Annotated in this window: 14 protein-coding genes; 7 read left to right on the top strand and 7 right to left on the bottom strand. The window is 59.4% G+C overall.

Annotated features, from left to right (window positions below):
- Together CFA80_RS01100 and CFA80_RS00330 are read left to right on the top strand one after the other, a co-directional pair.
- The coding region (locus CFA80_RS01100; protein ID WP_159454598.1) for a hypothetical protein at positions 1-265 on the top strand (265 nt) is incomplete at its 5' end.
- 69 nt (positions 266-334) lie between these two features.
- Entirely contained in the window at positions 335-514 is a 180-nt protein-coding gene (locus tag CFA80_RS00330; RefSeq protein ID WP_088518388.1) for a DUF1328 domain-containing protein, read from the top strand.
- Positions 515-630: 116 nt separating this feature from the next.
- On the opposite strand, the gene CFA80_RS00335 is transcribed toward CFA80_RS00330, so the two are convergent.
- The gene (locus tag CFA80_RS00335) at positions 631-1,602 is read right to left on the bottom strand and encodes a tripartite tricarboxylate transporter substrate-binding protein (RefSeq protein ID WP_143549651.1); all 972 of its coding nucleotides are present in this window, start codon (positions 1,600-1,602) and stop codon (positions 631-633) included.
- Positions 1,603-1,748: 146 nt separating this feature from the next.
- Here CFA80_RS00335 and CFA80_RS00340 point away from each other — a divergent pair, with 146 nt between their 5' ends.
- Positions 1,749-2,123 (top strand): hypothetical protein, encoded by a 375-nt coding sequence (locus CFA80_RS00340; RefSeq protein WP_088518390.1) that lies wholly within the window; start codon positions 1,749-1,751, stop codon positions 2,121-2,123.
- 48 nt (positions 2,124-2,171) lie between these two features.
- On the opposite strand, the gene CFA80_RS00345 is transcribed toward CFA80_RS00340, so the two are convergent.
- The 3 genes from CFA80_RS00345 to hmgA all read right to left on the bottom strand — a co-directional run bounded on the left by CFA80_RS00345 (position 2,172) and on the right by hmgA (position 6,454).
- Positions 2,172-3,854 (bottom strand): thiamine pyrophosphate-binding protein, encoded by a 1,683-nt coding sequence (locus tag CFA80_RS00345; protein ID WP_088518391.1) that lies wholly within the window; start codon positions 3,852-3,854, stop codon positions 2,172-2,174.
- A gap of 216 nt (positions 3,855-4,070) precedes the next feature.
- Positions 4,071-5,057 carry a tripartite tricarboxylate transporter substrate binding protein gene (locus CFA80_RS00350; protein ID WP_088518392.1) on the bottom strand — a complete coding sequence of 329 codons (987 nt, stop codon included), beginning with the start codon at positions 5,055-5,057 and terminating at the stop codon, positions 4,071-4,073.
- A 44-nt stretch (positions 5,058-5,101) separates the two neighbouring features.
- Positions 5,102-6,454, bottom strand: a complete 1,353-nt coding sequence (gene hmgA, locus CFA80_RS00355) for a homogentisate 1,2-dioxygenase (protein WP_088518393.1) — start codon at positions 6,452-6,454, stop codon at positions 5,102-5,104.
- 527 nt (positions 6,455-6,981) lie between these two features.
- Here hmgA and CFA80_RS00360 point away from each other — a divergent pair.
- On the top strand, positions 6,982-8,166 hold the full coding sequence (locus tag CFA80_RS00360) for a lytic transglycosylase domain-containing protein (protein WP_088518394.1): 1,185 nt from the start codon (positions 6,982-6,984) through the stop codon (positions 8,164-8,166).
- Positions 8,167-8,184: 18 nt separating this feature from the next.
- Here the strand turns inward: CFA80_RS00360 and CFA80_RS00365 are convergent, their stop codons facing one another.
- From CFA80_RS00365 to CFA80_RS00375, 3 genes are all read right to left on the bottom strand, one after another.
- Positions 8,185-9,216, bottom strand: coding sequence for an ATP-grasp domain-containing protein (locus CFA80_RS00365; protein ID WP_088518395.1), 1,032 nt, complete (start codon positions 9,214-9,216; stop codon positions 8,185-8,187).
- Positions 9,213-10,241 carry a putative zinc-binding metallopeptidase gene (locus CFA80_RS00370; protein ID WP_088518396.1) on the bottom strand — a complete coding sequence of 343 codons (1,029 nt, stop codon included), beginning with the start codon at positions 10,239-10,241 and terminating at the stop codon, positions 9,213-9,215. Before CFA80_RS00370 ends, CFA80_RS00365 begins: the two co-directional genes overlap by 4 nt.
- A gap of 221 nt (positions 10,242-10,462) precedes the next feature.
- On the bottom strand, positions 10,463-11,191 hold the full coding sequence (locus CFA80_RS00375; RefSeq protein ID WP_159454599.1) for a dienelactone hydrolase family protein: 729 nt from the start codon (positions 11,189-11,191) through the stop codon (positions 10,463-10,465).
- 50 nt (positions 11,192-11,241) lie between these two features.
- Here CFA80_RS00375 and CFA80_RS00380 point away from each other — a divergent pair, with 50 nt between their 5' ends.
- From CFA80_RS00380 to CFA80_RS00390, 3 genes are all read left to right on the top strand, one after another.
- The gene (locus tag CFA80_RS00380) at positions 11,242-12,435 is read left to right on the top strand and encodes a prolyl oligopeptidase family serine peptidase (protein WP_088518397.1); all 1,194 of its coding nucleotides are present in this window, start codon (positions 11,242-11,244) and stop codon (positions 12,433-12,435) included.
- Positions 12,436-12,601: 166 nt separating this feature from the next.
- Complete coding sequence (locus tag CFA80_RS00385; protein WP_088518398.1) at positions 12,602-13,063, top strand: cache domain-containing protein; 462 nt, start codon at positions 12,602-12,604, stop codon at positions 13,061-13,063.
- A partial coding sequence (locus CFA80_RS00390; protein WP_143549652.1) for an MCP four helix bundle domain-containing protein occupies positions 13,060-13,618 on the top strand: 559 nt, incomplete at its 3' end. The genes CFA80_RS00385 and CFA80_RS00390, both read left to right, overlap by 4 nt.

Below are 13,618 nucleotides of genomic sequence, written 5' to 3' on the forward strand. Positions count from 1 at the left end.
CCGCTACGGAGAACGAAGCTCGCGTCTCGATCTGCGCTCGGTCACACTTTCGCTCATTTCGCAGCCGATTCGACGAACGCCGGGTGACCAAAGACGAGGGGCATTACTAATGACTGGCTCGCTACTCGCTGAGCTCGATCGCATTTGCGGTCAATTCGCGCTTGCGCTGCACAACTCGGAACTTCAGGTCTACACGACACTGACGCTTTTGCTTCTGCTTGGAATCTTACTGTCCCCGCCGAGGAACGATCCCGATCAAGCCTGACAGTCGACGCGCGGAACCGCACTGGTTGTGGCGAGTTTATTGCTCGGCAACTGACATGCGGAGCGCAAAATGTTGAGCCTCGTCATCACGCTTTTGATCATCGCCCTCATCGCCGGCATTTTGGGTTTCGGCGGGATTGCAGGAGCCGCGGTGGGCATCGCGAAGATCGTATTCTTCGTCGCTTTGGTGCTGTTCGTTATTTCACTGCTGACGACCGGCTTCCGCGGCGGCTTCGGGCGTCGCCTATAGCTGAGTGGACGTTCGTTAGAGCATGATCCCGAAAAGTGGAAACCGGTTTTCGGAAAAGATCATGCTCAAACGATGAGCGAAAGCGAAATGGCGATTCAACCTAAAATCATTTCGCTTTAGCGGCCTTCGATTCCAGCTTCGCGGATCACCGCCGACCATTTTGATTCTTCCCGGTCGATTACTGCCGCGTGCTGTTCTGGCGTGGTCGGTTCGGGCTCGCCCCCTTCGGCGATAATGCGCGCGCGAACCTCATCGCTGCCGAGGGCGGCGCGCAGTTCCTGGTTCAGCCGCTCGACGATCGGGCGAGGCGTGCGCGCGGGTGCCAGCAATCCATAGGTCAGCGTGGCATCGAATCCGGATAACCCGGACTCCGCGAGCGTCGGCAACTCGGGCATCAAGGTTGAATGTTTGCTCGACGTTACGGCCAAAGCGCGGACATAGCCGCCGTCGAGCGCCGCTCGCGATACCGGAATCGGATTGAATCCAACTTTGACGAACCCGCCCATCATATCCGTGATCAGCGGATTGGAGCCTTTCTCGATTATCTGCTGAACCCGGACTCCCGCCTGTTGGGCGAAAAGGATCGAAGCAAGATAGTTGACAGTGCCGGCGCCGGGCGTCGCGACCTGATAAGGCTCCTTGGACGCCTTCATTAATGCGATCAGTTCGCCGACGGTGTGAACCGGCAGATCGCGATGAACGAGCAACAGTGCCGGCGCCGACGCGATCAGGCCGAGCGGCGCGAAATCCTTGCGCGGATCGTAACCGACATTGCTGAAAATGTGCGGACCCGTCGCCAGCGTCGAGGTGTAGCCGAGAATGATCGTGTAACCGTCGGGAGCAGCGCGTGCGACTTCGCGGGTTCCTACCGTACCGCTGCCACCCGCATTGCGATTTTCGATGACGATCCGGTGCCCGAGCGCGGCGCTCATCTTATCGGCGACCGCACGAGCCATAATATCGTTGGTGCCGCCAGGCGGCAGCGGGATAACGAGAATGATCGGGCGGGTGGGGTAATTATCTGCCGCTAGTCCCACGGCTATGACGAAGAAGATCGCCGCTGCCGCAATGAAAGCAAGCGCCGTCAATCTCGCCACGCCCTCCTGCACTTTTTGCCTCCACTTTTTTCTTGCCCGACCGGCCGCTGACGGCCGACAGTCGGGCCCAGACTACAGCCTATCCGCTGCCCCGGCCTGTTGCCATTGTGCGCGCTCGTCTATCAGTGAAATCCAAAATGAGCTGGTCCGAGACGTTCCTCAAACTGTTGAAGGATAACGACGTCCGGCTCATCACCTATGTGCCGGACAACGTGCTCACGCCGCTGATCGCTGGAGTTAACGCCGACAATTATTTTTTACCGGTCACCGCCACGCGCGAAGACGAAGCAAACGGTGCCGTGAGCGGCGCCTATATGGCGGGGCTCCGTGGCGCGGTGATGATGCAGACGTCGGGCTTTGCGCTGATCGCTAATGCATTCGCTTCGCTGGTGCTGCCGTATCAGATCCCGGCCGTCATGGTGATCGCCGAGCGCGGCACGCTGGGCGAATTCAACGCATTGGACGCCAAGCGCGCCAGGCAACCGACCGCCGGGGCAACCAACATTAACTGATGGCATCGAGAAGTCGGCTTGGTGCCAATAGCGACCGGTTAGAAATGCTCACATATTGCCGTGCCCGCGCTTGATGGTCTGGCGGATCACCGGCGCCGTGACCTTATCTGAGATCTGGATGTTCCACATTTCGCTTTCGCCTTGCGCGGCGAAGTCGGCGAACAGCTTTGGGATTGCCGACACATCGCGTATCTCGTGGCCGCGAAGGCCGAAGCCGCGTGCGATGTTTTCAAGCGCGGGCCGGCCGAACACAGCCAAGCGATCGTCGAGGCCGTCGGCGCGAAGCTTGTGAAACTCCGAGCCGTATCCGCCGTCGTTCATCGCGCAGATCAGGATGCGAAATCCTTGACGCTTGAGCGTCTCGAGTTCCTGGATATGGAATAAGAGCCCACCGTCGCCTTCGAACAGCACGATCTTGCCCTCACGGCCCTGCCAGCGCGCAGCCGCAACCCCAAGCGCATACGACAGGCCGTTGCCGACCGCGCCAAATTCACGGACGGTCGTGTAGCGCTCCGCCGGCCTGCCACGCATCTGGGTGTTGAAATAGGCCTGATGGCCGCCGCCGACGACGATGTCCCAATCCTTTGGAACGACCGCGTCGATGGCCCGGATCACCTCGCGTGGATCCAGCATGCCAGGCGCGATGTCGAATGGCTTCGAGTCCGCTGGCTCGGTCGCGATGCGATGCGCGAGCTCTTTCGAGCGTATAGCCGCCGCCGTCGGTTTGCCAACGCCCAACTTCTTGTCGAGGCCGGCAAGAATTGCCTCGACGCCGATGAGCGCATCTGATCTGAGGTAGATGTCGGCGGCCTTCTGTCCATCGCGCAAGCCGCGTGGGGCATCGTCCAACTGGATCTTGCAGGCCTTTGCGAAGTAGTGCCCGCCGCCGACGTAGTAGGATAGGCTCGTACCGACCGCGAGCACTACGTCCGCGGACTCGTACATCTCTCTGCCCAACGACGTGAAGTAGCTGCCGGTGGTGCCGAGCCCGAACGGGTGGTCGTGGAAAAGACCGCGCGCAGGCAGCGTGTTGGAGAGCAAGGCGCCGCAACGATCGGCGAGCTTGATCACCGCATCTCGTGCGCCGGACCACAGCACGCCACGGCCACCGAGGATAATCGGCCGCTTTGCCGTGGCCAGCCGCTCGACGGCCTCGGCCACGATCTCGGGATCGGGCTGCATGCGCCCCACCTTGGGCTGGTACATCGCCGAGGTCTCGTAGGGCTGGTTGGCCATGTGTTCGACCTTCTGTAGGTCGTAGGGAATGCCCAGCACCACGGGGCACCGCTCATACTTGGCGATATGAAAGGCCTCGCGCACGTAGTCCATCATGCGCGGCACGCTATGCGCAGCGATGTAATGCGCCCCGGTCGCCGTCACTAGGGGCGCCTGGTCGATGTACTGGTTGTAGAACTTGGCGTTGATCGGCGCCTCGCCGGCGAACACCACCATCGGCAGGCGGGCGCGAACCGCGGCCGGCAACGCCGTCATTAACTGGGTCACGCCAGGGCCGCACGTGACCGAGGCAACGGCGACCTTGCCGGTTGCTACGTTGTAGGCTGTCGCCGCCGCTACGGTACAGTGCTCGTGCCTCACGTGGACGGTATGCACGCCCGGCAGTTTGGCAAGGGCGGTGGACCAGTGCATGTTGCCGTCGCCCATCAGGACGAATTGCGTGTCGACTCCCTCCGCAAGGAACGCTTCTGCGAGGGCCTCGTAGAGTTTGGGCATGGGCGCGATACTACTTGGATTATGAGGTGATCTGGTAGGGAACAAGCATGCCCGGCGACGCCCGGTCAATTCAATTGAAGCGTTCGTTTTTCCCGTCCGGCTAATACCCGACCCTGTCGCCAACGGGTCACAACCGGACATGACGCGGTCAAGTCACGATTTCCGCTATTCGCCCAAAAGCTGACAACGCCCCCACGGCATTTACGAGTACACGCCCTAGTCAATCTGCGGAACGCCCGCTTTAGTGATGATGTCGTGGTACTTGACGATTTCATCGCCGATAAATTTTTTGGACTGATCGAGGCTCATGTAAATGGCCTCTGCCCCCTGCTGGGCAAACCGCGCGCGGACGGACGGCTCCTCGACTGCGGCTTTCAATGCACTGTTGAGCTTTGCAAGGATTACGGGCGGCGTGCGGGCCGGCGCTAACAGTGCAAACCAGCCAGAGACGACATATGGCGGCAGGCCCGCTTCCTTCGTCGTGGGCACATCCGGGAGCGCCTCCAAGCGATTGGCGCCCGCGACAGCAAGCGCCTTCGCGCCTTTCGCGGCGAGCGCGGCAGAGATGTTGGGGTACCATTGAAAACCGAGCGGCACTTGGCCGGACATGAGGTCCGGCATGTACTGCCCAATATTGCGATACGGGACGTGCGTAATTTTCACGCCGGTGAGCTGAGCGAAATACTCACCAGCGAGATGCTGTGAGCTGCCGATTCCGACCGAGCCGTAATTAAGCTCGCCGGGGTGAGCCTGCGCGTAGGCAATCAGCTCTTGCAGGCTGTTCACCGGCAATTTGTTGCTGGCAACCACGACGATCGTGAAGGATGCGAAGGGTGAGACGATTACTAGATCCTTTTGTGGATCGTAGTCGAGATGCTTGTAGAGCGTGACATTGGCCGCAACCGGCCCCGATCCGCCACCAACGATCGTATAGCCGTCGGCCGGCGCTTTGGCGGCGTCGGCAGTGCCGCTATTGCCGCCTGCCCCAGGCCGATTTTCGACAACGATCGACTGCCCTATGGATTTCGCCATGTGATCAAACAAAATGCGACTGACCACGTCGCTTGCGCTACCGCCGGCGAAGGGCACAATCGCTGTGATCGGCCGCGTCGGATAGCTCTGCGCCCGCGCAGTAGCGGCGGCCGCGAGCAGCGTGACAGCAAATGCGGCACCGACCCATAGTATTTTTCTGAAAAACACCATTTGTCTGTCCTTCAATATGTCAGGAACAAGCTCGGTACTGCAGGTCACGAGCTCGGCTTGCGGAAATGTTTCGCCAAGCCTTGCCAACCTTCGAAATAATCATGTTGCAGCTCTGAGGATTCGATGGCGTAGCGCGTAAGCCGCATGGCGTAACGGCTTTCGAACATGAACGCCATCGTATCTTCGAGCTTATGCGGTTTTAGTTCGGCGCGGGTCGCCCGTTCCCAGGTTTCAGCATCCGGTCCATGGGCGCTCATACAATTGTGGAGACTCGCGCCGCCGGGGAGGAAACCCTCGGCCTTAGCGTCATAGACGCCCTGCAACAGGCCCATGAACTCGGTCATGGTGTTGCGATGAAACCAGGGCGGCCGGAACGTGTCCTCACCCACCAGCCAGCGCGGCGGAAACACCACGAAGTCGACATTGGCGGTCCCGGGCACATCCGAGGGCGCGCTCAGCACCGTATAGATCGACGGGTCGGGATGATCGAAACTAACCGTGCCGATCACCATAAAACGCGTCAGGTCGTACTTGTAAGGCGCCAAATTGCCATGCCAAGCCACGACATTGAGCGGCGAATGGTCCATCTCCGCCGCCCATAAATTGCCCTGGAATTTCGATACCAAAATGCAGCGGTCGCTGGTGTCTTCATAAGCGGCCACTGGACTGAGAAAGTCGCGCGGGTTGGCAAGGCCATTCGAACCGAGCGGGCCGAGCTCCGGCAGGCGGAGCATCGGTCCATAATTTTCGCAGACGTAACCGCGCGAGGGCCCGTCGGGCAGTTCGACGCGAAAGCGCAGGCCCCGCGGGATGACCGCAATTTCGCTTGGCGCAGCTTCGATAATCCCGAGTTCGGTGACCAAGCGGGCGTGGCCCTGCTGTGGCACGATCAGCATTTCGCCGTCGGCATTGTAGAAGCAGCGGTCGGTCATGGAGCGGTTCGCGGCGTAAATGTGGACCGCAATGCCAACCTGCATCGCGACGTCGCCGTTGCCGCCGAGGGTAACCAGACCTTCGACAAAGTCCGTGGACTCCTGTGGAACGGGCACGGGACTCCAGCGGAGCTGCGTCGGGGTGGCATCGATATCGTTGAAGGGTGCGCTGCGGATCGAACGGTTATCGATGCGCGCATACGGGCGGTGCACCACGGAGGGCTGAATGCGATAGGTCCAGGTTCGGCGATTGTCGTGCCGCGGCGCCGTAAAGGAGGTGCCGGAGATCAATTCCGCATAGAGGCCGTGTGGCGGCCGCTGCGGCGAATTGCGCCCCTCCGGCAGCGCGCCGGGTACTGCCTCGGTGACGAAGTGGTTGCCGAAACCGGACTGATATTGAACTTGCTCGCGCGCATTCGTGCTGTCGACTGTTCGCGAAACGGCTTGTCGCTCGATCTCATTCATGGGGATCGTTTACCTACTCCCGCATTACAGATTATCATATAATATCAAGTAGTTATGTGTCTTATGCTGATTGCGATTTGCGCAGACAAATAGAATTCCGACTGACGCTTTGGCGCGCGCCTGCCTATTGGTCTCAATCGTAACTAAGTGCCGGACGCGCGCAAGCCGCGCTCCCAGATCCAGCGCGGCTGCAAGTTCCGACTGCTCCGCCGATGCCGCAATTCGTCACGTATGCCTCACAATATGCTCAAAAAGCCGCCCCCTTGAACCGGCATGAGCCGCCGCGAGTGCCTTGATTCCGATGTCCGCACGCTTGGCGGCATTCCGCAGCGGAGACCGCAATTGTAGGCACGCCAGGAAATTGAGGGTGGAGTGCAAGCCGTTTGATCTGAACTTCCGATGAAGTCGTGCCGCCGGGCCGTCGGAAATTCCAGGTCGACCGCACTTGTCGAGGGGAAGTCTCTTAATCACCGCCTCTCGCGGCGCCAGCGCGGCGCCGTTACGCAACCTTCTGTGAGGGAACGGGGATGCGTGCAATTCTTGTGGTTGCAATCCTGCTGCTCGGGCTCGCGGGCGCTACCCCGGAGTCGGACTATTCGGCGTTTGGCGACAATATTCGCGGTGACCGCGCTTCTGCTCTCGACCTTGTCGAGATCGAGTCGGCCCACGGCAGAGGGGACCGCCTCAGCTTGGCGGCGCTTCAGCAACCACGCCTTCTGCGGGTCGAAGTGCTCAGGCGTGAAGCCTACAACAGTCCTTTAAGGCTGGCGTCACTTGGCCCAGACGAGGAGCCAGAGGCGGACTCGGACGTGGATGTTGTGGGCAGCGTGGCGACGCAGCCGTACAATGGGACAAGCCAAGGGGAGCAGAAATCGCTCGATAATTTGTGCAACACGCTGTTCACGTCGGCGCAAGACAACGATTTGCCTGTGCCGTTCTTCGCTAATCTGCTGTGGCAGGAGAGTCGGCTACGCGAGCGTGAGGTTAGCAAAAAGGGCGCGCTCGGGATCGCCCAGTTCATGCCAAAGGTGGCGGCAGAAACCGGGCTTGCAGATCCGTTCGATCCCATGCAGGCGATTCCCGCCTCGGCTCGCTTTTTGCAAAGACTCCGCCTGCAGTTTGGCAATCTCGGCTTTGTCGCAGCCGCCTACAATGCCGGCGCGCATCGCGTCATCGAATGGTTGGAGCGTCGCGCCGGTTTGCCGCGCGAGACGCGCGACTATGTCGTACGCGTCACCGGGCTGTCGGTCGAAGCCTGGAGGAAAATGTCGATCGACAACAACGCACTGACATTCGTTCCTCACCTGCCATGCCGCAGCTTGCCGGCTTTTGCCAATGTCGAGCAGGAACATTCGCATCAGACCGAGCTTGAGCGCGCCAAATACGCGCGGGCGGAAAGCGAGCAGGATTTGGACGCAAGCCTTTCTGCAGTATCGACGGCACGGAGCACGGCGAAGCAAACACGTGAAAACAAACATGCGCGAGTGCACGGTGAAGCCCGCCGCCTCGCGCATGCAGGCCATGCTTCAAAGCACGAAGCGGCTTCTGCCGCGCGCGAAGGCCATAGCTCGAAGCACGAAACGGCTTCTGCCGCGCGCGAAGGCCATAACTCGAAGCACGAAGCGGCTTCTGCCGCACACGCAGGCCATGCTTCAAAGCACGAAGCGGCGCATGTCCAGCGCGGCAATCGCGAAAGGCGCAAAAGCGCATAGGTCTGTAAGGCCACCGCCTTATTGCGCGGCAATGCTCGTCCTGCCGCGTCGCATGCCAAGCGCCACGATCCGGTGCAGTAGATCCGAATAATTGATCCCGACGTGACGCGCGGCCGTGGCAAATTCCTGACTCTCTGCAATTTCAGGATTGGGATTTGCTTCCAGAAAATAGGGAGTGCCGTCAGCTGCAAGGCGGAAGTCGATTCGCGCGTAGCCGTCGAGTTCGAGCGTCCGATAAACCCGCTTCGCCAAACCCTGGATGCGCGAGGCCAATTCCGGCGCAAGGTCCTTGGCGGGGCCGTGCAGGATGCCGCGCCGCTCTTGGTAGTCGGTATCGTGCTTGACCTTTTCGGTGGCGATCAGCCAATCGCCCTGTGGCATATTCTTGAATTGCAGTTCCCAGACCGGCAGCACCAGCAAGCGCTCATTGCCGACAATACTGACATAGATTTCGCGGCCTTCAATATACTGCTCGGCGATCGCGGCCGTGCCGATGCGCTCGTGGATGAATTGGACGCGCTCGGCGAGCTTCTCGTCGCTATCAACGACGGACGCTTGTGAAATGCCATAAGACGCATCCTCATTGACGCTTTTTACGATCATCGGCAAGGCGAGCCGCGCTGGCCGCTTAACTTTGCGATGCATTGGAAAAACCGCGAAGGCCGGCACCGGGACGCGGTGATAATGAACGAGTGTCTTGGATAGATCCTTGCCGCGTGCCAGCATTAATCCGCGCGGATTACAGCCGGTGTAAGGAACGCGCAGCAGTTCAAGATAACTGACGACGTTCTGATCGTAAATCGCCTCGCCGTGAAATTGCTCCAGCAAGGTGAATACGACATCAGGCTTCCAAGCCTCGATATCGTCGCGGATCGGTTTTAGCTCGTCATGTACTCCAAGCGGCCGCACCTCGTGCCCGGCGGTGCGCAATGTGGTCACCACGTCGTATTCGGTTTTCCAAACATTGATTTCTTGCTCGCTAAAACCTTTGGTCGACTCCGGAGGTATCAGGTCCGGGTGTACGAGCACCAGGACGCGAAGCCGTTTCATAATGCGATCCACCTGCGCCGCGACGGACCGAACAATGCATGCATGGTTTTGGCGGTCAACAGCACCGTGAATTCCATGAGCAATTTCCGTTCGGGACCTACTGCGCGCAAATTAAGTTCGCGGCAGCGTTGGATCATGTCGTCCAACACGGCATCAAAGGTGAGCTGATATTCTCCCGTCCACTTGGCGACCAATTCCCGCACGCTGGCGCGGTTGCGCCTGATGAACGACGACGCTGCTTCCGAGCGATAGTGCTTCGGATCGTCCGAGAACAAGCGCCGCAAATCGCGATCGTAGGTTTTGGGCGTGTCGACGAGATAGAGCGCGCGCTTTTTCTTATAATATTCGCCGAGTGTCTGGGTGAGCGTGCTGAGCGGATCAACTTTTTCACGATGCGTGAGCGCCGGACGCTTACCAGCTATTTCCTCCATAAGTTCATCGACGTATTCCAGTTTTTTAAGCGCGGGCCAATCGGCATAGCGCGTGCGCCAGTGAGACCGCGGACGAAGCCATACTGCAAACGTCTCGGCAAAATCCTCATCGGGATGGCTTTGCGCGTACCATAACCGCAAATTTTGGACGTGATTGCGGCTCGCGGGATTGGCGCGGTAATAGCGCGGATAGCGCTTGGATGACGGGCCGAATAATTGCTGCCAGCGGCGCCTGCGATAGAGCTGATAGGCATGAGTTACGACGTGACCGCATTCATGCCGCAGGATGCGCATACATTCGGACCACGTTCCGCCCTCGACCTCGAGGATCATTTTCTTTTCCAGCTGCATAAGCCGGGAATGCGCCAGATAGAATGGAATTGCGATGCCGGGGGTGCTCTCCGGGCTAAACCATTCGCTCGAAATCCAGGCATGCGGCCGTACGCGAATATCGTGCTCGGCAAGCTCCCCATTGAGCGCGCGAAGGCATTTCTCGAGCCAGGTGCCTTTGACGGTGACCCTGAGATCTTTCAGCCGGACCTCAAGCAGCTCATCGTCGGTCAGAGATGTCCAGGAATATTTCCGACGTGCCATGTTGCAAGAGGACCCACGAAAAGATGATGGCTAATGTTGTCACGGCCCAGCGCAGGCCTCAACTGACAAAGCGGTTCGGTACGATTTTGCGGATCAAACGCAAGGATCGGCCTGCCAGGGAGGGGCACTCCGCCGCATTGGCCACAGCCCTATGGGAACTTCGCGCCCCGCGTGTGATCCGAAACCGCGCGATCCGGAAGAAACTCATTTTTAGCGACGGCTCAAAGCCGTGCGGCAAACGCATCTGCCAGAAATTGGTGCATAAGGGCGTAGGTTTGCCGCGCCGCCGGTTCGTCCCAGGCGGCGACCCCCGGTACATCTGCCCCCTGGTCGGTAAAGGCATGCAGAACCCCTGAGAACAGGACCATCTGCCATTTCGCACCGGCTGCATCCATTTCCGCTTCAAAAGCATCCCGGTCCACTTTTGGGGCGACCGGGTCCGGCGCGCCGTGAGCCACCAGGAGCGCGGCTTTGACCGCCCCTTTCCGCGCCTGGAGCGCCGTTTTTAGATCGCCGTGAATAGAGACCGCCGAGGCAATGTCGGCGCCGTCGCGCGCCAGCTCCAAAACGTTGCCGCCACCGAAACAAAAACCGACCGCCGCGCGCCGCTCGTCGATTAGCGTACGCCTTTGCCCTTCCGCGATCATTGCCTCGAATGCGGCCCTAATGCGCTTGCGCTGCTCAACGGCGTCTGCACGCAGCGGGTTGGCCAAATCAGCTGCCTCAGCAAAGTTGGCCGGCCGTGTTCCTGCGCCGTACATATCCGCGACGAAAACGACGTAGCGGCTCGCAGCTATAAGCCTGCCCCGTTCTATGGCGCCGTCAGTCATGCCCATCCAATTCGGCGCCATCAATAATGCCGGGCGTTTCCCGGACACATTCTCGTCATAGATCAGCGCACCCTCCGCCGTAAGCGCGCCCATCGGATATTTGATTATTTCCGCCCGCATATGCTTCCTCGTCGAAGACTTCGGCCCCGAATTATAGCCATGGAGCAACCATGCCGGAGGACAAAAAGGACGATCCGGCCTTTCTCTACTTCCCGAGCAATTATCGCTGGTCGATGGGGCTATTGATTTGCCTGTCCGCGGCGCCATGGACCGGTGTCGAGATCGATGAGGTCAACCGCGTCGGCCGCGCCCTTGCCGATCAGGTGGGCAACGATACGGCTTGGTTCGAGGAATGGACGCGCATGGGCGAAAAAATAGAGTTGCGCGGCCGCGACGCCCTGCGTGCCGGTCACAAGCTGACCGCCGCGTCCTGCTTCATGCGTGTGACACGCTACTATCAGACCGGCGAACGATTTTTGCATCCGCGTTCACAGCGGAGCATGGATGTCTATGCGCGTTCAGTGAAGCTCTTCAAGGAAGCGGCGGCGTTGATCCCCCGCCCACGAATCGAGCCGGTCGAGATTCCTTACGAGAACACAAGCTTGCCGGCGCTGCTGGTGCATCCAAACCCCGAGGCCACGGGTGCGCGGCCGGCGCCGGCAATGGTATTTTTCGACGGTTTCGACGTCACCAAAGAGCTGCAATACGGCTACGGCATTCCCGATCTCGCCGCGCGCGGCATCGGTTGTCTCGTGGTCGACGGGCCGGGCAATGGCGAGAGCGTGCGGTTTCGCAACCTGCCGCTGATCGCCGAGACCGAAAATTACGCGACACCGGCATATCAATATCTTGCCGCGCGGCGCGAATTCGATCCAAATCGAATTGGGGTAATGGCACTGTCGCTCGGCGGCTATTACGCGCCGCGCGCCGCGTCACTCGAGCCGCGCTTTGCCTGCTGCGTCGCTTGGGGCGCCCAGTGGGACTATCACGAGATTTGGGCCCGCCGTCTCGAAGAGCTCGATTCTGGCAAGGTGTTGTCGCTTTCGGTGCCGCCGGAACATCTGCAGTGGGTGCTCGGCGTTTCTGACCGTGCCGCCGCCCTCAAAAAACTCGAAGCCTTTCGCCTCGACGGCATCGTGCAAAAAATGGCCTGTCCGTTTTTGTTGCTGCACGGCGCCGGCGATGAGCAGATTCCACTTGAGTTGGCGGAAAAGCTCTTTGAGGCCGTGGGCTCCAAGCAGAAGGCGCTTAAGATATTCAGTCGCGAGGAAGGCGGTTTCCACCACTGCCAGGTCGATAATATCACTATCGGCGTGCACTACATGTTCGATTGGATCGCGGATGTTTTGAATGCCGGTCGATAGGTAGGACGCACCCTGCGCTACCGGGGGTAGTTCGAGACCGGGACGAAAACCCAGCAAGATGCTTCGTCAAGGCAAATCGTGCTCGCTGCACGATCAGATTAAATAATCCTTAAATGGTGGGCGACCATTGTGACCCGGCTGGCTATTTCCCTCGTGGAGCCCCGCTATGGTTCGCCTGCTTGCCTCGTTCGTGGCCGTCATGTTGCTGACCCAATGTTCTTATGCGTCGGCCGGTGAATACGGCAACAAGGACGAGGCCATGGCGATGGTCGAACGCGTGAAAGAGATGTTCGTCAGGGACGGCGCCGATCAGACTTTCAAAGCCGTTTCTGACAAGTCTACGACTAACTTTCACGATCGCGATCTTTATCCCTTCATTTATGATTTAAGAGGCAATTGCGTCGCGCATGGCGCTCGGCCGGCGCTCATAGGTAAAAATCTCCTCGACCTTAAGGATCAAGACGGAAAATACCTGATCCGCGAAATGATCGACATCGCCAACGGGTCTGGCTCAGGCTGGGTCAATTACAAATGGCCTAATCCGATCAATAATAAGATCGAGGATAAAACTAGTTATATCGAAAAAATGGACGACTATTTCGTTGGGGTCGGAGTCTACCGGGAGTGACCCGAACGGCCGACGAAGGAAAACGGCCGGGCAAAGGCAGCAGCATGCTCATATTCGCCAAGGGGCCGGCGTCCGGATTTCTGTCACGCCTGACAATTCGCACTAAAGCCTTCATCGCTTCCGCCGTTGTATTGATCTGTCTAATCGGGATGGGCGTGATTGCGGTACTTGGCTCGCGCGAGGTCGCCCGGAATTTGGACGAGCTTTCACGGTCGAACTTGCCGACCCGCGGCGCCGCGGTGGTTGTGAACACCTCCGTGATCGCCGCACATATGCGGATATTTCGCTATGTGTCCTGGGCCAGCAACGGCGTAAACGAGAGGCTTCTGCAGAATCTCCGCAACGAAATCGAAGCCGATTTCTCGACGATCAGAAAAAGCTTCGATGAGCTAGTGGAACGGCCGGATCTTTCCGCTGAGGTAAAGACCGAGCTGAGCACCCTTCAGGGAAAGCTACAGAAATACGAGAGCACCGCCAGGGACCTGCTTGACGTCGGGCGGACCGACCCGCCGATGGCGACGATGATGCTTGGCCAAACCGACGACAGCTTTACCG

The organism is Rhodoplanes sp. JGI PP 4-B12 (assembly GCF_900188135.1).

Coding starts and splice junctions, on each gene's coding strand:
- CFA80_RS00345 (WP_088518391.1), bottom strand. CDS start 3,854: ATGCCCAAACTCTACGAGGCCCTCGCAGAAGCGTTCCTTGCGGAGGGA.
- CFA80_RS00370 (WP_088518396.1), bottom strand. CDS start 10,241: ATGGCACGTCGGAAATATTCCTGGACATCTCTGACCGACGATGAGCTG.
- CFA80_RS00380 (WP_088518397.1), top strand. CDS start 11,242: ATGCCGGAGGACAAAAAGGACGATCCGGCCTTTCTCTACTTCCCGAGC.
- CFA80_RS00365 (WP_088518395.1), bottom strand. CDS start 9,216: ATGAAACGGCTTCGCGTCCTGGTGCTCGTACACCCGGACCTGATACCT.
- CFA80_RS00330 (WP_088518388.1), top strand. CDS start 335: ATGTTGAGCCTCGTCATCACGCTTTTGATCATCGCCCTCATCGCCGGC.
- CFA80_RS00385 (WP_088518398.1), top strand. CDS start 12,602: ATGGTTCGCCTGCTTGCCTCGTTCGTGGCCGTCATGTTGCTGACCCAA.
- CFA80_RS00350 (WP_088518392.1), bottom strand. CDS start 5,057: ATGGTGTTTTTCAGAAAAATACTATGGGTCGGTGCCGCATTTGCTGTC.
- CFA80_RS00375 (WP_159454599.1), bottom strand. CDS start 11,191: ATGCGGGCGGAAATAATCAAATATCCGATGGGCGCGCTTACGGCGGAG.
- CFA80_RS00340 (WP_088518390.1), top strand. CDS start 1,749: ATGAGCTGGTCCGAGACGTTCCTCAAACTGTTGAAGGATAACGACGTC.
- hmgA (WP_088518393.1), bottom strand. CDS start 6,454: ATGAATGAGATCGAGCGACAAGCCGTTTCGCGAACAGTCGACAGCACG.
- CFA80_RS00360 (WP_088518394.1), top strand. CDS start 6,982: ATGCGTGCAATTCTTGTGGTTGCAATCCTGCTGCTCGGGCTCGCGGGC.